This is a genomic window from Stenotrophomonas sp. B1-1 (assembly GCF_010894375.1).
GTDB lineage: Bacteria > Pseudomonadota > Gammaproteobacteria > Xanthomonadales > Xanthomonadaceae > Stenotrophomonas.
The window spans coordinates 1-20,185 of sequence record NZ_JAAIUZ010000001.1; the positions used below are offsets into that span (position 1 = coordinate 1).

Annotated in this window: 16 protein-coding genes; 3 read left to right on the forward strand and 13 right to left on the reverse strand. The window is 61.7% G+C overall.

The features are described from left to right. Positions 1-135: 135 nt before the first annotated feature. From G4G00_RS00005 to G4G00_RS00015, 3 genes are all read right to left on the reverse strand, one after another. A complete protein-coding gene (locus G4G00_RS00005) occupies positions 136-699 on the reverse strand; it encodes a queuosine precursor transporter (protein WP_108748275.1) in 564 nt (187 codons plus the stop codon). A 114-nt stretch (positions 700-813) separates the two neighbouring features. Beyond that, entirely contained in the window at positions 814-1,314 is a 501-nt protein-coding gene (locus tag G4G00_RS00010) for a hypothetical protein (protein WP_164270532.1), read from the reverse strand. 104 nt (positions 1,315-1,418) lie between these two features. After that, on the reverse strand, positions 1,419-2,378 hold the full coding sequence (locus G4G00_RS00015) for a mitochondrial fission ELM1 family protein (RefSeq protein WP_164270534.1): 960 nt from the start codon (positions 2,376-2,378) through the stop codon (positions 1,419-1,421). A 130-nt stretch (positions 2,379-2,508) separates the two neighbouring features. Between G4G00_RS00015 and G4G00_RS00020 the strand changes: the two genes are divergently transcribed. Both G4G00_RS00020 and G4G00_RS00025 read left to right on the forward strand, forming a co-directional pair. Further along, the gene (locus tag G4G00_RS00020; RefSeq protein ID WP_108751971.1) at positions 2,509-3,099 is read left to right on the forward strand and encodes a malonic semialdehyde reductase; all 591 of its coding nucleotides are present in this window, start codon (positions 2,509-2,511) and stop codon (positions 3,097-3,099) included. A gap of 83 nt (positions 3,100-3,182) precedes the next feature. Further along, positions 3,183-3,890, forward strand: a complete 708-nt coding sequence (locus G4G00_RS00025; RefSeq protein WP_164270536.1) for a YceI family protein — start codon at positions 3,183-3,185, stop codon at positions 3,888-3,890. Between the two features lie 346 nt (positions 3,891-4,236). Here the strand turns inward: G4G00_RS00025 and G4G00_RS00030 are convergent, their stop codons facing one another. The 3 genes from G4G00_RS00030 to G4G00_RS00040 all read right to left on the reverse strand — a co-directional run bounded on the left by G4G00_RS00030 (position 4,237) and on the right by G4G00_RS00040 (position 6,194). Beyond that, positions 4,237-4,638: a hypothetical protein gene (locus tag G4G00_RS00030; RefSeq protein WP_164270538.1), complete on the reverse strand. Its 402-nt coding sequence runs from the start codon at positions 4,636-4,638 to the stop codon at positions 4,237-4,239. 131 nt (positions 4,639-4,769) lie between these two features. Beyond that, positions 4,770-5,567 (reverse strand): siderophore-interacting protein, encoded by a 798-nt coding sequence (locus G4G00_RS00035; RefSeq protein ID WP_108748281.1) that lies wholly within the window; start codon positions 5,565-5,567, stop codon positions 4,770-4,772. A gap of 63 nt (positions 5,568-5,630) precedes the next feature. Next, positions 5,631-6,194 (reverse strand): PadR family transcriptional regulator, encoded by a 564-nt coding sequence (locus tag G4G00_RS00040; RefSeq protein WP_108751974.1) that lies wholly within the window; start codon positions 6,192-6,194, stop codon positions 5,631-5,633. A gap of 577 nt (positions 6,195-6,771) precedes the next feature. Between G4G00_RS00040 and aceE the strand changes: the two genes are divergently transcribed. Beyond that, the gene (gene aceE, locus G4G00_RS00045; protein WP_108755228.1) at positions 6,772-9,459 is read left to right on the forward strand and encodes a pyruvate dehydrogenase (acetyl-transferring), homodimeric type; all 2,688 of its coding nucleotides are present in this window, start codon (positions 6,772-6,774) and stop codon (positions 9,457-9,459) included. 242 nt (positions 9,460-9,701) lie between these two features. On the opposite strand, the gene G4G00_RS00050 is transcribed toward aceE, so the two are convergent. The 7 genes from G4G00_RS00050 to G4G00_RS00080 form a co-directional block, all read right to left on the reverse strand. Continuing rightward, positions 9,702-10,649 carry a response regulator gene (locus G4G00_RS00050; RefSeq protein ID WP_164270540.1) on the reverse strand — a complete coding sequence of 316 codons (948 nt, stop codon included), beginning with the start codon at positions 10,647-10,649 and terminating at the stop codon, positions 9,702-9,704. Further along, on the reverse strand, positions 10,646-13,009 hold the full coding sequence (locus tag G4G00_RS00055; protein ID WP_164270542.1) for a sensor histidine kinase: 2,364 nt from the start codon (positions 13,007-13,009) through the stop codon (positions 10,646-10,648). Before G4G00_RS00055 ends, G4G00_RS00050 begins: the two co-directional genes overlap by 4 nt. Continuing rightward, on the reverse strand, positions 13,006-14,259 hold the full coding sequence (locus G4G00_RS00060; protein ID WP_205515503.1) for a DNA cytosine methyltransferase: 1,254 nt from the start codon (positions 14,257-14,259) through the stop codon (positions 13,006-13,008). The genes G4G00_RS00055 and G4G00_RS00060 overlap by 4 nt, the downstream gene beginning before the upstream one ends. Positions 14,260-14,893: 634 nt before the next feature. After that, complete coding sequence (locus G4G00_RS00065; RefSeq protein WP_164270546.1) at positions 14,894-15,274, reverse strand: hypothetical protein; 381 nt, start codon at positions 15,272-15,274, stop codon at positions 14,894-14,896. A 51-nt stretch (positions 15,275-15,325) separates the two neighbouring features. Next, a complete protein-coding gene (locus G4G00_RS00070) occupies positions 15,326-15,694 on the reverse strand; it encodes a hypothetical protein (RefSeq protein WP_164270548.1) in 369 nt (122 codons plus the stop codon). 630 nt (positions 15,695-16,324) lie between these two features. Beyond that, entirely contained in the window at positions 16,325-17,872 is a 1,548-nt protein-coding gene (locus G4G00_RS00075; protein WP_164270550.1) for a DUF2357 domain-containing protein, read from the reverse strand. A gap of 4 nt (positions 17,873-17,876) precedes the next feature. Then, positions 17,877-20,150 carry a hypothetical protein gene (locus G4G00_RS00080; protein ID WP_205515505.1) on the reverse strand — a complete coding sequence of 758 codons (2,274 nt, stop codon included), beginning with the start codon at positions 20,148-20,150 and terminating at the stop codon, positions 17,877-17,879. Between the last annotated feature and the right edge of the window lie 35 nt (positions 20,151-20,185).

Sequence of the window (20,185 nt, forward strand, 5' to 3'; positions counted from 1 at the left end):
TTGGCCACTACCGGGTCATGTGGCCGGCCGGGAATGCGCATTTGGTAGGTGCCAACCTTGGTTGGCACGCAGAGACCGCGCAGGCCAACCAAGGTTGGCCACTACCGGGTCATGCGGCCGGCCGGGAACCCGCGCTCAGCGCAGTTCGCTGCGCAGCGGGGCCATCTTCCACAGCAACGCGCGGAACGGGGCCAGCAGGCAGACGCCGATGGCCAGCTTCACGGCCAGGTCGCCGGCGGCCCAGCTCACCCACGGCAGGGTGGAACCGGCAAAAGCGATCGACCAGAAAATGGTGGTGTCCACCGTGGCGCTGCAGGTGGTGGCCACCATCGGTGCGCGCCACCAGCTGCCACGGCGCAGGCGGTCGAACACGGTGATGTCCAGCAGCTGCGCCACGATGAACGCCGAGCACGAGGCAATGGCAATGCGCGGGGTGGCCACCCACACCGACAGCACCACCGCCACCAGGAAACCGATCCACGCCACGCGGCGCGCCGGGCCCGGGCCGAAGCGGCGGTTGATCAGGTTGCTGACCAGGAACGCCACCGGGTAGCTGAAGGCACCCCAGGTCAGCCAGTCATTGATGGGGTACTGCACCAGTACGTTGGACAGCAGCACCACCGCGCCCATGGCCAGCACGGCCAGCACCAGGGCGCGCGGGGTCAGGGGAGCAAACACGGGGGCAGGACGCACGGACATGGCGGGCGGGAAGGAAAAAGGAATCGGCCATTATCCCCCCGTACCCACGCAACGCCAAAAACCGCCGTTCAGGCGGCGCGGCAGCCTCAGTACTGCGGGCTTAGTACTGGGTGCTCAATACTGCGTGTTCCAGCCCTGCGATGCCGGCGCCGGTTCGGGAATATGGGTCAGCGGGCGGCCCTGCGCATCACGCGCCATCAGCCCCTTGCGGCCTTCGGACGGGGTGTGGTCGAACTGCACCTGCTGCCCCACATGGAACAGCACCGACGGGTCACCTGCCTGGTTCGGCCAGCGCACCGCAGCGGTATTACCCGGCTGCCCCGGCTGCTGCAGCAGCACCTCGCGTTCGCCATCCACGTTGGTGCCGATGGACACCACCTGCATCGGCGGCGGCGCACCGTTGGACGGTGCCGTGGGCGCCTGGCCCGGCGGCGGGTTGCGTGCGGCTTCGTCGGCGGCGGCCATGCTGGCCACCAAGCCGGGGGACACATCCAGGCGTACCGGCTCCGGCGTGTTTTCCACGATGTGATAAACGCGCCGCGCATCGGCAGGGGCGGTGGCCAGCAGGCCCATGGCCAGTGCCAGGGCGGCGGCAGTGCAGGGCAGGGTACGCATCGTCTGTTCCTCCATGGAGCGAGCGGGCGCGGGGCGGCCCCGCGTGGCCGATCATACCCAATGCCCGTGGCGGCGTTGTGCGGCCGGCACGGGCGCGCCTGGCGTCAGCCCAGCCCCAGCCGGGCCTTCACTTCGGCCGCCACCCGCGCGGTTTCGCGCAGCGGATCGATAGCCGCGCACTGCCAGTCCAGCCAGCGCGGTTGCAGCCGCCCGCGTTCGCGCAGCTGCTGCTGGAAGCGCGCCAACCGGCCCAGCGCGGTATCGGCCAGCGCCACCGCCACCGGCAGCCGCGTGGCGCAGGCCTCGGACAGCAGGTTCACCGAATCGGGCGACACCACCACCCGCTGTGCCCAGCCCAGCAGCCCGGCGTAGGGGTTCACGCCATCGCCGCCGTCGCCCCAGATCACATGCGGCAGGTCGGCGAAGATGGCACGCAGGGTCTCGGCCAGCGCCGGCGGCGTGCGCCGCGAGGTGGTGGCCAGCAGGCTGCCGCCTTCGCTGCGCAGCTGTTCGGCCAGGGCCTGGAACACGCGCACCATGCCGGCTTCGTCCCACGGCGCCAGCGGCGTCGGCCCGCCCACCAGCAAGGCGGTGCGTGGGCCGGGCAGGGCATGGAAATCGGCGAAGGCGGCGCGGCCCAGGCTCAGCCAGTCATCGTCCACCGGATTCAGGCTGCCCAGCAGGGTCAGCACATTGCCGCCGCGCAGGGCATCGTGTTCGGGTACCACCAGCAGGTCCCAATGGCGGGCGGCAATGCGCGGGTCCAGGATCTGCACCACCTTGCTGCCACGTGCACGCAGCACACGCAGCGCGCCGGCGGCCTGGCGGCCACAGCCGATCGCCAGCGGCGGCGGCTCGGCAGCCAGTATCGCCAACGCCTCACCGTAGCCGCGCACATCCCCGGGCAGGCGGCGCGGCGACAGCCAGCGCCACGGTGCGCGCGGCTGCAATACCAGCGGGCGGTGGGTGCCCAGGCGCAGCGCCGAAGCCAGCGCCACGGCCTGGCGCACATTGCCTGCACGGCCGTCCGTGATCGTCCACGGCGCGCTCGATCGTTTCACCATTGGCATTAATTCGTTTCAGCCCTGCTGGGTGTTGCAACAGTCGCGACACTCTACACTGCGGCTCATTGTTTCGCGCCGCAGCCCCTGCGCTGCTTCGCCCTTTTCCCTGTTGCTGCCCTGGAGATCCACGATGTCCCACGCGCTTGACGCTGCTGCACTGGACCAGCTGTTCCGCACCGCCCGCACCCAGAACGCATTCACCGACAAGCCGGTGGACGACAGCCAGCTGCACGCGCTGTACGAACTGCTGAAGTGGGGCCCCACCGCCGCCAACGGCAGCCCGGCGCGTTTCGTCTTCGTGAAGTCGGCCGAAGCCAAGGCCAAGCTGGCCCCGGCGCTGTCCGAAGGCAACCATGACAAGACCCTGGCCGCGCCGGTCACCGTCATCGTGGCCTTCGACGAAGATTTCCACGAAAAGCTGCCGTACCTGTTCCCGCACACCGATGCCAAGGCCTGGTTCGACGGCCCGCGTGAAGGCCGCCACGAAGGCGCGTTCCGCAACGGCAGCCTGCAGGGTGCGTACCTGATCCTGGCCGCGCGCGCGCTGGGCCTGGATGCCGGCCCGATGTCCGGCTTCGACAATGCCAAGGTGGACGAAGCGTTCTTCGCCGGCACCAGCATCAAGTCGAATTTCCTGGTCAACCTGGGTTACGGTGACCCCTCGGGCCTGTTCCCCCGTCTGCCGCGTCTGTCGTTCGACGAAGCGGCGCGCATCGCGTAAGTCGCTGTCTCGGTTTCGGCCCAGCCACCTTGGCGGGCCCCTGCTGCACCGTGTACCCACCCTACGATCCGGAGAGTTTCCTGATGAGCGCCACCCGTAAACTGCTGCTGCCGCTGGCCCTGACCCTGGCCATTGCCGCCTGCTCGAAGCCGGCCGACACCGCTGCCCCGGTCGCCGATGCCGCCGCCCCGGCCACCACCGAACAGGCCGCCACCCCGGCTGCCGACGCCGCTGCTGCTGCCCCGGCGGCCGAAGCGATCCAGATCGCCTCGGGCACCTACAAGCTGGACCCGAGCCACACCGACGTGCTGGCCCAGTGGAGCCACTTCGGCTTCTCCAACCCCAGCGCCCACTTCGGCAACGTGGAAGGCACCCTGGTGTACGACGCCGCCGACGTGACCAAGAGCACCGTGGAAGTGAAGCTGCCGCTGAGCGGCCTGAACAGCTTCACCGCCAAGTTCGACGAACACCTGAAGAGCGCCGATTTCTTCGACGCCGCCAAGTTCGCCGATGCCACCTTCAAGAGCACCAAGGTTGAAGCGGCCGGCACCAACAAGCTGACCGTTACCGGCGACCTGACCATCAAGGGCATCACCAAGCCGGTCACCCTGGACGTGACCATCAACGGCGGTGGCGAGCACCCGATGGCCAAGGTGCCGGCGGCGGGCTTCGACGCCACCACCACCCTGAAGCGCAGCGACTTCGGCGTGGGCGCGTACGCCCCGAACGTGAGCGATGAAGTGAAGATCCGCATCACCACCGAAGCCACCGGCGAAAAGCCGGCCGCTTGATGTAACCCGCTCACTCGTCGTGAGAAGGCAGAAGGCCCGCTGAAAAGCGGGCCTTCTTTTTTGGGGGAACCGCTTTGGTAGGTGCCAACCTTGGTTGGCACGCCGATAATCCCGTGGGCCAACCAAGGTTGGCCACTACCGGGTCATGGCCGCCGGAAACCGCTTTGGTAGGTGCCAACCTTGGTTGGCACGCCGATAATCCCGCGGGCCAACCAAGGTTGGCCCCTACCGGGTCATGGCCGCCGGAATTCGCTTTGGTAGGTGCCAACCTTGGTTGGCACGCCGGTAATCCCGTGGGCCAACCAAGGTTGGCCCCTACCGGGTCATGGCCGCCGTACCCCTGCGATCACCGCTGCGCGATCAACCATGCGGCGCATGCGTCGCTGGGGCTCTGCTTGGCTTTCACGGCCATTCCGCTTACCCGCACGAAGGTCTGCGCGGCCTGCGCCACCACCTGGCGGGCGATCAGGGCGGCCTGCTTGGTGGCGGCCTGCTGCTTGCGCAGCTGCACGATGTGCACCGACGGGCGGCCCACCGGTGCGTACTTCTGGTCGCGGCGCAGTACATCGGCCACCTGGGCCACTTCGAATTCGGCCTGCAGGTAGCGGTGCTCGGCGTCCAGCAGTTCGCGCAGCGGCGCGCGCAGGGCGGCGGCGTCGGCGAAGGCGGCCAGGGCGGTATCGCAGGCGGCGTCATCGGCGAAACGGGTACGCAGCTTGTCGATGCCGGCCAGGGTCAGTTTGCCCATGGTGGGCCTCACAGGTGCGGGAAAGGAGCGCGATTGTGGCAGAGATCGTGGCGATGCGTTTCTGTAGAGTCGAGCCGTGCTCGACTCCGTCGAACAGCAGTCGAGCATGGCTCGACTCTACAGAACGGCGATCAATCGCCGTCGGTTTCGTCCGGGTGGGCCTTCCAGTAGCCGGTGGAACGAATCCAGTCGCGGGGTACGCCCAGGTGGCCTTCCAGGAACTTGCGCATCATGCGCGCGCGGCGCGATTCGGTGGCGATCCAGTAGAAGGTGTCACCGTCGGGGGCTTCGAAATCGGTGAACTGGTCTTCCAGCAGGGTGCTGGTGGCGGCCGGGAAGCCGTTGCGCTCCAGCCAGTGGATGCGCACGTTCTCGTACTGCGGCAGGTCCTGGCGCTCGTCTTCGTCGCTCACTTCAATCCACGCCTGCACTTGCGCGTGTTCGGGCAGCACGTCCAGCCAGCGGGCAATGGCCGGCAGCGCGGTTTCATCGCCAATCAGCACGTAGGCATCGTAGGTGTCGGCCACCACGAACGAGCCGCGCGGGCCGCCGATGGCCAGGGTGTCGCCCGGCTGCGCGCGCTGTGCCCACGGCCCGGCAATGCCCTGGTCGTGCAGCACGAAGTCGATGGCCAGTTCGCCGGTTTCGTGGTCCCACCAGCGCGGGGTGTAATCGCGCGCCGGCGAATGTTCCTTGCCCTCGGGGTAGCGCGGGCCCTCGGCGGTCATGGTGGGCAGCACCATCTCGCCACTGCTGTTGGGGAAGAACAGCTTGATGTGGTCGTCGGCGCCGGGCGAATCGAAGCCGGCCAGGTCGGCACCGCCCAGCACCACGCGGCGCATGTGCGGGGTTACGGTTTCGGTGCGCAGCACGGTCAGCTGGCGGAAGCGCACATCCAGGCGCAGTCGCTTGTTTTCATGGTCGGTCATGTCAGTACCTGTAGCGGTAAGGTCGCGCGGGGCGCGCGGCAAAGGGGGAAGACCTGGCGGGCGTCAGTCTGGCTCGGTCGGGGTGATCGGCAGCGGTCCATCGCCCAGCGATCCGTTCAACAACGCGGCGGCGTGCTGCAGGTGGGCGGCCACCTGTTCGGCCTCGCCTTCGCGCCAGCGGCCGTGGTGGCGCACCAGCGCCTGCTTGAACTCGCGCAGGGCCGCGGCCAGCGGCGCCGGCAGCGAGGCCTTGGTGATTTCGCGGGCGCGGTCGAACGCGCGACGCTGGGCCAGCCGCACCTGCGGCCGCTGCACCTTGAGTTCGAATTCGCCGGCGGCGGTGATGCGGAACACGCGGCGGCCGTCTTCTTCGTGCGATTCCACCCAGCCGGCCTGCTCGAAGCTGGCCAGCAGCGGGTACATGGTGCCGGCGCTGGGCGTGTAGGCCTGCATGAACAGGCCGCTGATGTGCTGGATCAGTTCGTAGCCGTGGCGCGGCTGTTCGCCAATCAGGGCCAGCACCAGCAGGCGCAGGTCGCCGCGGCTCAACACGCGCGGCTGGCCATTGCGGCGGGGCACTTCGGGGGACGGGGCCGGGCGGGCCCGCAGGGTAGCGGATCGGCTCATTTCGATATATCGGTAACGAGTGCGCAAACGATATATCGATAAGCCGGACCGGACAAGTCCAGATTCGGGCCAAACCCATGCTGCATTCAGGCCACGGCGGCCCCAACGAGAGAACCCACCGCAAAGCTGCGGTGGGTTCTGGGCGAAGCAGCTACGGCGCCAGGTGGCGGGCGCCGCAGGGGAAGGGGCTGCCTGCGCGGTGCAGCTTCCCGCCCGGCCCAAGGCCAATCCAGAGGCAGGCGCGACATGTTGGCGGCGGTTCATCGCCAGCCGCCAGAACGCCCCTACAACGGCGCAGGCCTTGCCCTACAACGGTCATCGCCAGCGGTAACACTGCGTCCTGCCGATGCGCCCAGCGGTGCAGAAGCGACACCGGGGCAGGGGGCCTGCCGCCCGCAGGTGCCTGAAAAACCAGACTGTCCGGCGCCGGGACAGCCCGGGACAGGCCTTGCGGACACAGGCCAAACGCCTCCATACGGCAGCGTAGCGAAGTGACGAAAGCCCTTGGTGCGCTACACTTTGCGGTCTAGAAATCTATACAACAGTCGCGCGCGTGCGTGCGGTAATGGGAGCGCTAATGAACTGGTTGAACGAAGTGCTGAACAACGACACCAATCCTGTTGAAACCCAGGAGTGGATCGAGTCGTTGAAGGCCGTCATTGATGTCGAGGGCCCCGAGCGCGCGCATCAGCTGCTGGAAGGCATGGTGGAACTGACCCGTCGTTCGGGTGCGTACCTGCCGTTCTCTCCCACTACCGAATACGTGAACACCATCGAGCCGCAGCTGGAGGCCAAGAGCCCCGGCAATGCCGAGCTGGAATGGCGCATCCGTTCCATCATCCGCTGGAATGCGATGGCCACCGTGGTGCGCGCCAACCGCAAGCCGGGTGACCTGGGCGGCCACATCGCCTCGTTCGCTTCCGGTGCCACCCTGTACGACGTGGGCTTCAACCACTTCTGGCGCGCCCCCAGCGACAGCCACCCGGGCGACCTGCTGTTCATCCAGGGCCACAGCGCCCCGGGCATCTACGCGCGTTCCTTCCTGGAAGGCCGCATCAGCGAAGAGCAGCTGGACAAGTTCCGCATGGAAGTGGACGGCGGCGGTCTGTCGTCGTACCCGCACCCGTGGCTGATGCCCGATTACTGGCAGACCCCCACCGTGTCGATGGGCCTGGGCCCGCTGGCCGCCATCTACCAGGCGCAGTTCATGCGCTACCTGGAAAACCGTGGCCTGATCGAAAAGAGCGACCGCAAGGTGTGGTGCTTCATCGGCGACGGCGAGAGCGACGAACCGGAAACCCTGGGCGCCATCGCGCTGGCCGGCCGTGAAGGCCTGGACAACCTGATCTTCGTGGTGAACTGCAACCTGCAGCGCCTGGACGGCCCGGTGCGCGGCAACGGCAAGATCATCCAGGAACTGGAAGGCGTGTTCCGTGGCGGCGGCTGGAACGTGATCAAGCTGCTGTGGGGCGGTTACTGGGATGCCCTGCTGGCCAAGGACACCGACGGTGTTCTGAAGAAGCTGATGATGGAAACCGTCGACGGCGAATACCAGAACTGCAAGGCCTTCGGTGGCGCGTATACCCGCGAACACTTCTTCGGCAAGTACCCGGAAACCGCCGCCATGGTGGCCGGTCTTTCCGACGACGACATCTGGCGCCTGAACCGTGGTGGCCACGACCCGCACAAGGTGTACGCCGCCTACCACCAGGCCGTGAACACCAAGGGCATGCCGACCGTCATCCTGGCCAAGACCGTGAAGGGTTACGGCATGGGCAGCGCCGGTGAAGCGCTGAACCCGACCCACCAGACCAAGAAGCTGGACGACGAAGCGGTGCGCCACTTCCGCGACCGCTTCAACATTCCGGTGACCGACGCGCAGCTGGCCGACGGCCAGGTGCCGTTCTACCACCCGGGCCCGGATTCGCCGGAAGTGCAGTACCTGCAGGAACGCCGTGCCGCCCTGGGTGGCTACCTGCCGCAGCGCCGCCGCAAGGCCGAAAAGAGCTTCAACGCACCGAAGCTGGAAACCTACGAGCGCCTGCTGAAGAGCAGCGGCGAGCGCAGCTATTCCACCACCATGGCCTTCGTGCAGAGCCTGAACATCACCCTGCGTGACAAGGAACTGGGCCCGCACATCGTGCCGATCGTGGCCGACGAAGCCCGTACCTTCGGTATGGAAGGCCTGTTCCGCCAGATCGGCATCTACGCGCCGTTCGGCCAGAAGTACAAGCCGGTCGACGCCGACCAGCTGATGTTCTACCGCGAAGACCAGAGCGGCCAGGTGCTGCAGCAGGGTATCAGCGAGCCGGGCGCGATCAGCTCGTGGATGGCCGCCGGTACCAGCTACTCGGTCAGCAACGTGCCGATGCTGCCGTTCTACATCTACTACAGCATGTTCGGCTTCCAGCGCGTGGGCGACATTGCCTGGCAGGCCGCCGACATGCGTACCCGCGGCTTCCTGCTGGGCGGCACCGCCGGCCGCACCACGCTGAACGGTGAAGGCCTGCAGCACGAAGATGGCTTCAGCCATCTGGTGGCCGGTGGCATTCCGAACGTGCGCAGCTACGACCCGACCTTCGGCTTCGAAGTGACGGTGATCCTGCAGCACGGCACCAAGGCCATGATGGAAGACCAGGTAGACGAGTACTACTACCTGACCCTGATGAACGAAAACTACACCCACCCGGAAATGCCGGAAGGTGCAGCCGAGGGCATCGTGAAGGGCATGTACCTGCTGACCGACGCCGGCAAGCCGAAGAAGGGCGACCTGCGCGTGCAGCTGCTGGGTTCGGGCACGATCCTGCGTGAAGTGATTGCCGCCGCCGAGCTGCTGGACAAGGACTTCGGCGTGACCGCCGATATCTGGAGCTGCCCGAGCTTCAACGAACTGCGTCGCGATGGTTTCGACGTGGAACGTGCCAACCGCCTGCACCCGGAAGGTGAGCAGCGCAAGGCCTACGTGACCGAGCTGCTGGACGGCCGCCAGGGCCCGGCGATTGCCGCCACCGACTACGTGCGTGCGTATGCGGACCAGATTCGTGCGTTCGTGCCGATGTCTTATACGGTGCTGGGTACCGATGGCTTCGGTCGTTCGGATACCCGTGCGAACCTGCGTCGCTTCTTCGAGGTTGACCGGTACTACATCGCGCATGCCGCGATTGCGGCGCTGGCTAAGGACGGGAAGATGACGGCGAAGGATGTGGCGCGGGCGATCAAGCAGTACAAGATTGATCCGGAGAAGGCTAACCCTGTTGGGGTTTGATTCCTTCAGTTGAGGATTAAAGAAGGCCGGGTAGATATTTTCTACTCGGCCTTTTTTCCGCGGAGCGACTGACGGATTTTACGTGGATCGCATAATTGCACCGATCGGCGAGAATGCATGTGACTGCAGCTTGGCAGATGCTGGCTAGCGAAGATCTTTTGCTTCTACGCCATGGGTTTTACTACTTCTACTGCAAAACAGTATGGGATATGGAAGGATGGGGCTTCCACATCCTATAGCCGCTACGCGGATGCGGGCTCATCCGATGACGTGTTGGGTGAAGCCGGGACCTCGAGAGCCTGCAAGGCCGTTTCAATAGCTCGAAACGCCCCTTTGTACTCAATTATTTTCTTTCGCAGTTCCGTGCCCACGGCTTCGTTGAATATATAGTCATTATTCCGATGGCTGAATCGCACGTCTCCGCTTCCGTCCGTGCTGGCTACGCCATGTGCCAGGTGATTTCGGGGGGTTAGAATTTCATCTTCATAGTTTCCAATAGCAATTATCTGCAGCGCCCCGATTTGCTTCTTTGCTCGATTAAAGTTCTGCCAGAGTTTACTGCTATCACATAGTTCGAGTAGGCCGTCGATTGATGGATTCTCGCGGAACGATTCGAGCTTGCGAGCGCCAGCGTTCTGAAATTCCGTGGTCTTGGAGTGGAATCTATCAAACAATTCCAATCTCTTGCCAGTCTCGATATGCGGGAATGCACTCCTAATCACGCGCATCAAAGATTGATCGAGGTCGCCTACCTCGGCCATCACTATGCCCCGCATATTGTCCAAATCGAGGACCTTGCGAAGAGATTGGTGCCCAACGCTGATTACTCTGTCTTCAATATTTCTCCGGTTCGCCACGAAAACGCCCTCGAGCTTCTTCTCGCGAATCTTGTTCCACAGCTCATCGGTTGCATTGGAAGAGTAGAAGATAATCTCCGTGAATACCTGCTGATCCCGGACTTCCCGAATAAAATCCTGGCCTTCGCCAATGCCTTCTAGTCGGTAATCTACGACAAGGAGGTCGTACTGGCTGTAAGGGGCTTCTTTGGTGAACTCCTCCGCGCTGGTAACAAGTTTGCAATCAAGCAAGAATCCCCAGTCGCTTACACGTTTCTGCAGTAGATCTATGTCCAGAGAGTCAAAAAATAGTTCGTTGTCATCAAACCAGAGAACTCGGTAAGTAAGCTTCATCGCATTAGTTCCAAATTTATCTCTAGACCACGAGGGGAAACAGTCGAGGCAGTTATCCGGCCGCCCATGGCCTCGGCAATTTGCCTTGCGTGATAAAGGCCAAGGCCCGATCCTGATGTGGTAGTAATGCCCATCTCAAAAATTGAATCGATATCCGATATCTCATTGGAGAGGCCGTCCCCGTTATCCTTGAAGCCGACTAAGAGTCTATTCGGGCCCGTTTTTTGAATGCTAACTTCGAGACGTTTTGCGCCGTTTTTCTCGCAGTTTGAAATTATGTTGTCAATAAGGATCGAAAGCTCAATCTTGCTTGCTTTAACTTCAAATTTTTCGCCGGCTTCATTTATTACATTAAGTGTCAGGTTGGGCGCCGTAAAGTCCTTCGCCACGTTCAGGAGATACTGCTCAACAAACGCGGGGATGTCTGTAGGTTCCTTCTTTATTCCTGACCTGAAATTAGCCTTGCTGGCAAACTGAGCGACCGCAGCCATGCGCTTATTCGCGAGCATGGCCTTCTCAATGAATCGTGCAACCTTTTCAGGTGACTCGGATTGCCTCAGGGCCTTCATCGCCTTGGTCAAGTTGTTGCCGAGAATTACAGAATCCTGGCTGATCTGGTGGTGGAACGTGAGAAGATCTTTAACCTCCTTTGGAGCCACAGATTGCAGGAAAATCGTCTGCGCTCTATACGTCTCAGTTTGCTTGCTAAGCTTCTCGACCTCATCCTGCTTCTGCGCAACTTCTGCGCGAAGCGTGGCAGACTCCCGTTTTGCCGAGATGGCGGCATCGTCTTTCGCCTGAATCAGCTTCCTAATTCTTGAAAGGTCACCCCTAAGCTGCGAATCAACCCTGTTTGGATCAGAGCTTTCAATATCATCGAGGAGGCGGCGGACGTCTTCGCTCCGGCTCTCATAGACAGATTCAAGGAGCTTAGGGTTGAACCAAAAGTTCCGGGTTCGGCTGGGGTTGGTCCCGATTAAGCTAAGTATTGATAGAGCAATTCGCTGCTGTTTCTTCTCCCAGGACTCTTGATATGTCTCGGACGTGCTCTGCCAATCCAGACCCTCGGAAGACCGCAGCTCTTCCCGAAGGTCTTGCGGAACGCTGTCCCAGTCGAGTCCATCCACCACAAATCTCTCGAGTCGCCTAAGAACATCGAGAAAGAGACCCTCTCTGAGCTTCTTGAACTCGGTCGTGTTCTTCAAGCCCTCTCTGCTGGATACTGGTTGGAAGGCATCGCGGAAGTCCGTTATCTCAATTCTACCGACCACGTCTCGGCTGGAAAGGTAGCGAGCCGTGCCCTGGGCTTTTCGAACATCCAGGCCAAGCCAGTCGTCTCCGCGATCACCGTATGGTGCCACTCGGAAACCGTTCAGGAACAAAAATATTGAGCCGAACTCGATCGATCGAGTGCCGGTCTGTCGAGTGAAGTATGCTTTCTTGTAAGGATTGAGATAATAAATGACGATACTTGCGTCGTCGATCTCGGGATAAGATGAGGAGGATTCGACTAGTCGAAAGACAGGTTCGCCCTCATGGAGAAGTTCTGTGGTGATCGTTCCCTTGCTTTGAGAGATGCTGCAGCTAATAAAAGTTGCATTGAACTTCAGCTTTTCAAACACTTTGTTTTGGACGACGCCATTAACGGCTTCGTGATAAGTCTTTCCGGCATCACGTTTCAGTAAGTCATCGGCAACCAGCTCGATGGTGAACCTGTCGCTTTCGAAGAGCTGATTTGGATTAAGGAATTTCTCAAGCGCTCTTTTCAGGTCGAGAAGGCGATCGGACGACCATCTGCTTCGCAGTGAGGAAATAACGAGCGTTGTTCCCGTCGCCGGAAAAACTCTTCCTCCGCACAGTTTGTCCGCCTCAGACTGCGCTATCACTGTGGGGAACAGCGGGATGCTTTGAATAACTAGATCTTTGTCTCCCTCGATCTCAAAATCCGTCCAGTTTATGGGGAGATGCACTATATCGCCGCCACTCTTTCTGGTGACGAGGTCCAGGCGTGATCCAAGACGGTCGCAAGAGAATCGGCCAACGCCTTTATTTCCTGCGTAGAAAGTTCCATTCCCCTGTATTACATTCTTCTTCTCAGAGTAGGCGATGTTAAGCCACTTGTCCTCCAGGTCCCTTAGCGTCATGCCTCCGCCGCGATCGGAGATCAGTATTCTAGAGGTTGGTGTCGTTAGCCCATCATGACCAAAATCTGTGAATTCCACCCGAACTTCGGGAGACGCCGCGTCGTAAGAGTTTTTGACTAGCTCGACGATCGCAATGCTATCGTCGTTGATCAGATCCTTGCCAACCAGGTTCTTTAGTAGTGTGTTTGTTTTAAAACTGTAATTGGTGTGAGTCATGATTTGATCAGTCCCTTGAGCATTCGTCCCACTGCTTCGGCGAAAAGAGGCGGAACGGCGTTTCCGATTTGAGTGTAGCGAGGGCAGTCAATGCGCCTATTCTTTCCGCCGGTGGTGTACTTTCCAACGAACCTGTAATTGTCCGGAAACGACTGAAGGCGGGCATTTTCGCGCGCGGTAAGGACGCGGGCTTCTGAGTAGTGAATGATATCGTCGGGAAGTGTAGTGATAGTCGCGGAGGGGGCGTCGTCGCGTAGTGGAGTCAGTGCTTGCTTCTTAATGCCTAAGCGAGCTCTGTCGTCCGCAGATATGGTCTTGCCCTTGTCGCAGGTGTTCATCACTAGCGCAAATGTTGCACGAGTTGATTCCGAATGCCTAGGGAGGCGCAGGCTGTCTGGCGATGAGTTTCCCTGCCTTCGCATTAGCTTTATGTACGGACTGGTGTATCGCGGAGCGTAGGCGATCTGCCGAAATCCTGAAACGGATGAGTCGTTGCAGTCGATCAGTTCTGATCCATCTACCTCGAGATCCCCAATTGCTTCCCGGGCAGTAACGGATCGATCAAATGCTAGTCCCTTGTCAGAAAGGAATCGCCTCCGCTCTCGCTCAAGCACGTCGAAGGGGCTTGCGTCTCCGAGCCGGGTGAGAGCTACGTCATGCTCCTTGATAGCGATGAGGATGAACCTACGTCGCTTCTGTGGGACGCCATACCTGCTGAGGTCGACGAGAGACGAAAATACTCGATATCCGCAGTCTTTCAGTTGTTGAGAGACTTTCTCGGAATATGCTACTTCGTAGCTGTCGTCAGATGTTTTCTTAAATGCCATATTAAAGCCGCGAACGTTCTCGATTAAGAGAATTCGCGGCTTGGCCAATTTTACTAGTCGAATGTACTCTTCGGTCAATCGATTTCTAGGGTCATTGTTGTTTCTGCGGCCGGCTAGGGAGAAACCCTGGCAGGGTGGGCCTCCCGCCAGTAGATCGATTGACCCGCAAAGTTCGGAGACGTTCTTCTCATAATTGGACAGCACTTGAGATATGTCCCATGCCTGCTTGGGTAGCCATTCAGGCCACAGGAATTGATCTTTTTTTCTCGGGCTCGCTATTAGATTTGCGCTCAAGGTCGCGAAAGCGTCAGGATTCTTCTCGATCGCGAACTGGCCGCGCCATCCAGATTTCATCAATCCGAGGGATAGCCCGCCGCAACCAGCAAATACGTCGACAAACGTTAGTTGCGTCTCGTCCCTCATTACTGCTTTCCCCATGCTCAATGATGCCTTTCCGGCCGCGCAATGGAAGCATGCAGAAATTTTTTCACGCAGTCTATACGTCATTGGGGCCGGTGTGGTCCGCCAGGTCTCCAGCGCTCCATGCGTAGCGGGTCACCTAAGTCGCTCATAGCTCAAGTGAGGATCTGCTGGCTCTTTGCTCAGCTGCTATTTGTCTCCGATGCGCGCGTCGCGGGCGGGACGATAAGAGAGGAAGCCAAGCGCTGGTTTACACAGTGCAAGTCCGGACAGTCGTTGGAGAAAGATTCAGGACTGAACGAAGGTCGTGGATGGGCGTCGGCGGTTCGATCTGAGCCTGCGGAGGGGGGAGAGTTGGGAATGAAAGACGTGTTTGTAGAGCTGAGAGCGTGACACGCGACGCGTCTAGGATGCCCTGCACGCGGCATATGAAGCACTGTTAGTAAGCCCACAGCGTTGCGGTGCCACAGAGCCGTTGAATGCTGGAGCAGACGGCGCGAGGCTTTAGCAAGAAGCAGCCGCATGCCAGATGCCTGAGGATCGCCGAGCGAACATGGGTACTGATGAATTGACCTGAATGCATCAGGGGTGACGGCCTGGGCTCAGACTCTAAGGTCGTGAGTGGGCGGGAACCTAGTTAGCGCCACCGATCCCAATCCGGCCGCGTTCGCACCCGCCACTCCTGCTGCAGGTCCAATAGATCCGAAGCCCGCTCCCCCGCATCTCCGGCAACCATCACAACCAGTTGCATCGAAGAGTTGTCCACCAGCATCACCGGCTGCCCGTCGGCGAGCAGTACGAAGTACCGCTCACTCCCATCCCTCGGGCTCTCCTCCAACCGGACGCCACCCCGCTCCCGCGCAAACGCCTCAGCCTCTTCCCGCATGAGTCGGAAGGAGTAATCCGACAGCCTGCGGTAGGCCTTCACCTCCAGCGCCGTCTGGGGAAGGAAGTAGTCCGAGATCACCAAGCCCATCACCATCAGCGTGCTGGTGACAACAACGGGCGGCACCCTCATGGGCCGCGCTGCGGCACCCCAGCCGCAGCGCACCAGACCCACATCGCAGGACTAACCACGCACCTGCAGGCAGGCGCTGGCCTGCGCCGTTAGCGCCACGCACGCCAGCATCAGCCCTTCCATCGTGCGGTCGCCCAGGTGCTGCGCGGGTTCTCCGTTCTGTCGCGCGCGCTCTCCGGCCAACAGCATCTCCTGCACCACGCGCAGGCCGGCGAGGGCGCAGTCTGCATCGGCCAAGGCTATGCGCCGACCTGGTGCGGCCAATCGCTCCGGCCAGGGCTGGCCATCGGCGGCGGCACCGCTCTGGATGTGCCGCAGTGTGCTGAGGAAGGCAGTAGGGTCTGCACCGCTGTCCAATTCGGGCTCGGCATTGGCCGGGTCGGTGGCAGCGTGCAGGGGGCGGAATTCCGATGCGTTCATGGCAGTGCTCCGTACAGGACAGACGGCAGCGCCACCCCGTAGGGCGGCGGACGGTGCGTGGCTCGAAAACCGGTTAACAACCAAGCCGGCGGGTCCGAAGACCCCCACGCACCGCCCGCCATTGAACGCGAACGGATTGCCAGCCGACGCCACGGAAAGGTGACGCCGGCTGGCAAGCGCAAACACATGGTTGTTAAACGGGTTTTCGACGCCCGCGCCACCTCGTGTCAGGTGGCGATGCCAAGGTGTACTCGCACGGCTGCGAGAAGCCAAGAAACTGTTGCCCTGCAGGGCTGCAAGTGTTGACGCTTGCAGCATTGTGGCACGGAAGGAAAGCCGCCAATCCCCTTGCAGCACAGCGCTCGCGGCGAAAGTTAAGCTGCCACCGCCAGGTCGAACGTGCAGCGCACTTCTCGCCAGGCGAGTTGCTCAATTGCGACACACCCTAATCCAGCGCCCGCGATCAAAATGGGCCGATTGCGTCACCTACTTAACACTGACGCCCAACCCAGGGCGTGGCCAGAGCGCAAACCCAACGCCGCCCCGCACGGCGTTAGGTCGGCGTAGCAGCAGGAAACACAGGCGCGGCCGGTCGGTACGAGCTGGCGTGAGGGGGCCGCGCCAGAAAACCTAAGCCGGCCCTACCCACCTTCGCAGCATCTCCTGGAGCTCGTCAGGGCCCTGATCAGGCGACAGTACATGCACGCCAGTTCGATGGCTGGCGTGGAATGCCACGTCCTCCAGCCACGGGGCTCCACCGGCACGTGGCACCAACAGTAGTGAGCAGTCGGGGCGCTGCCCATTCCAACGCAGAGCATCCTGGTAGACGTGCGCGGAACGCATGGCGTGCAGTACGTTCTTCCGCGAGGTGCGGTACTTGGCATCCAGCACCAGCATCCTCTTGTCTGCTGCAATCTCGGTGGTTACCACGATGTCAGGCTTCAGCTGCAGCGAAACGCTGCTCATACCCGATGTGCTCTGCTCCGCTGTGGAGAAAGTTCGCTGCAACAAGACTTCTACGCGAGTCCCCTCGCATGTGCCCACGTGCCGGACGATATCTACCGTCGCGCTGCGCTTGCACGTCCATGTCAGCCCGGGGAAGAGGGCGCGAACTGCCTGAACGACCTGCACGAAGCACCATCGTTCATAGATCTCCCAGGTAGGACTCATCCATAGCGATTCGTCTCGATCCGGTCCATCCACGCCCGGGCGAAGCGCTGCCCATCCCAGGCGGTACGCTCTGGCATAGGTGGGGTTGGCGGAGATTGCAGTCAGTCCCGATGCGTCGATCTCTGCGCGCGCGACTGCAGCATACGGGTCGCGCGTTGCCAGGCTGCGCAGTCGTGCAGAGAAGGCATTCAGAAACATCAACTTTCTACCGATACGACTGGCCAGCGGCGTGCGAGCGCCTTCGGCGTCCTCTTGCTGTGCTATCCGCCGAAGGGCTTCTTCTACATTGCTGCAGCGCAGACGCAACGCGGCCAACGAACGCGCCAGCGCACGGTTCGCGGGGTTGTCCAGGTGCTCGTAGGAGTGCATCACCTCCATCGGAGGTGGGCACGCATCCAACCCTGGCTGCCGTCGGAGAACGGCGCCAGCATCTGGATGACGCATCATCCTTCGCGCTGATGTGGGATCGATGCGCTTCACCTGATGAAAAGGGATCCGCCGGCGCTCGTGCCGTAGCCGGGTAAGAGGGCGCTCGGCTACTGCTGTGAAGGCGGCAAGTGCGGCATCAGCATGGCGCCTCAATCGCGCGTACTGCAGCAACACCGTTGTCAGATCGCCGGTCACGCCGATCGCAGACTGGGCGGCCTCGGTGCCAAGAACCAGTGCAGGATCGAACGCGTAAAGGTCGTCCAACATGCCTTGGAACACGTCGGACCCCAGCTTTCCTTCGTCAGGTGCCACATCCAGGTGGTACGTGGCCAGCCGGTGGCCGGCCCTATCCACAAGCTCGACAGACACCTGGCCTGCATAGAAGCCGGGGCACCACTGCAGCATCGGTCCGCTGCTGGTACTCACCGTATCCAGCAGCGCCTCGTCAATATAGAGCAAGGCGTTTGCCGGAACTGCCGGGAATTGGTAGACCCCCCGCTCACGAAAGCCGCCGCAGACGGCGCCAGGTACCAGGTGGAATTCGACGCCCGACTGGTCAAGGCAGATCAGTGCTGTCATCGCATTAGCGCCAGAACCGCGCGCTTCCCTGCTCGCGCAGATCCGCACAGAGTTCGCGCGCCTTGCCGGCAGACTTGTTCAACCCATGGCTTTCCAGCACGCCTGCGACCGCATCAAAGGCATCGCGTAGCCGCTTGGTGTCTTCACCACGCAGCTTGGGCAGGATCTTGGCATACACAGAGTGATCCAAGGCTTGGGCCGCGGTGAGAGCGCCCCCTTCCACGCCCGCTTCCACGTACCCCAGCACATCGGCAATCGTGCGCCAGCCGAAGTGCAGTCGAACGGCACGCAGGGGCGTCATCAGTGCGTTCAGTACAGCCTTTACCTGTGCCAGTGCTTCTGCGCCCAGCGCCGAAGAGGTCCAGCCGGGGTAGTCGTTCACCGGTATGTCCCAGAACTCGATCACGGCACTGCGGTCCAGCACCTTGTCGCTCAGCCCGTGGGTGGTCTCGTCCATGTTCACCGTGCCGATGATGACCAGGTTGGACGGATAGTCGATGTGTCCGGGTACATCGCCAACTTCATCCCCAAGCGCATGCAGCTCAACCGCATCGCCGCTCTCCATGGCCGACAGCAGGGGCGCCAGGTACTGCTCGGGATGGGAGAGATTCATCTCATCCAACAGCACAACGTAGGGACGGTCTGGATCTGCAATCGCACGCAGCAGGAATTCCAGGAAGCCGGTGCGCATGTACACATCGGTGTCGATCGGATTGACATAGCCAAGCAGGCTGCTCGGGTCATGCCACCCCGGTTGTACGGCAACAATATGGTACCCACGCTGCCCTGGATCGGCCTCAGCCACGCCAGCCCACAGTGCCTTGGCATAGCCGAGAGCAAGTTGAGTCTTGCCGGCGCCGCTCAACCCGGTCAGTACGGCGAAGTGGCGGCGCGGGTGTCTGCGGTTCCACAGCCCGGCGTGCAACTGCGCAATCAGACTGGGGTCGAAAGCCAGATCGGCGGGGAACGATGCGGTGATCTCGCTAAGCGAGGGCAGGTTCGACCAGAGGTCCTCAACTTCATCAACTGGCGAATCCGTCCGTACCTCGTCGGCATCCTTCACTACGGGGGACAGCTCGCCCGGTGTCCAATGGATACGGGACGCCCACGCACGACCCCGCTGGGTCAGGTGCAGGACCTTCCCGGCATCCAGCTCGGCCAGTTCCATCCCCTTGATCCAGTTGATGAGCACGGTCGGGGCGAAGTTGCTGGTCCAGCCGGGATTGACCTTCTGCAGACGGCTGATCGCCTGCTTCTGCGGAAGGGGGGCCTGGTTGAGCATGTAAAGGAGATTGTCGAAGCCCAGGATCTGGGTGAGCAGCCAGTCAGAGACCTCCTCTGTTTCGCCCGATTCCAGGAAGGCCTCGCCTCGCGGTGTCAGGAACAGATCGTCGCCAGACGAGCGCAGTGCGCCCCATTCGGCGATCAACGCGTTCAAGTTGGTACCCAGCGAGTTGGTCGCCAGCTTTGGATTCACCGAGCGGATATGTTCAAGGAAGTCCGCACGCTTGCGCCCTCCCTTGGCAAACTCCAGCATCGCCAGCACGCTGGCAACCGATCCGTTGATGGCCAGCATGCCCCGCCGGCGGCGTCCAGCGGGTAGTGGGTTGAGCCGAAGGTCACCGGCAGACTCGCTGGGAAGCTCGGTCGCCTCGCTTCCATTCTCCTGAACGTAGTGCACGTACAGGACCCACGGAAGGGTCATGCGTTCCTCGCGGCTGCGGAATACGATGCCAGCGCTATCCAGCCGCTGCAGGATACGTTGATGCAGCTCGGTGCGGTGGTCGGAGCCAATGCTCAGTCCCAACGCTCTGGCCAGGCTTTTCAGCTTCTGATAGTGCGCAACAGTGGTGAAGTCCTGCGGCCACAGCGAGGCGAAAACACGGTACTGCTTCAGCCTGGGCTTGCGGTCAGTCAGGGCAACGACCAGCGCGCTTACTTCTTCCCACGCCGCGCCCAGCCAGGCCACCCGTTCGCTGAAGGAGTCGGGTAGCTTGGCTTGCTTGAGTGACCAGAGCTTCTCGGCGATTTCCTTGTTGGCAATGACGGCAGACACATCAATGTGACCCTGGCCGGTAGCCGCGATGGTCTGGACTTCCCAGAGTTGGTGTTGGAAGTCGCGCCCGACGAACGTGTCGTGGTCAGCGGCTTCCACATGAACAAGCCATTCGGCTACGCGCGAGATCCAGCTATCCAGGCTGTGCCCATTCCGGTGTAGCTCCAGCGCTCTTGCGCTCGCTTCTCGCAGTCCGGCGTCATTAATCAGATCAAAGGCCATTGCAGCCATCCCCTTGGCAGATCGAACAAAAGTTA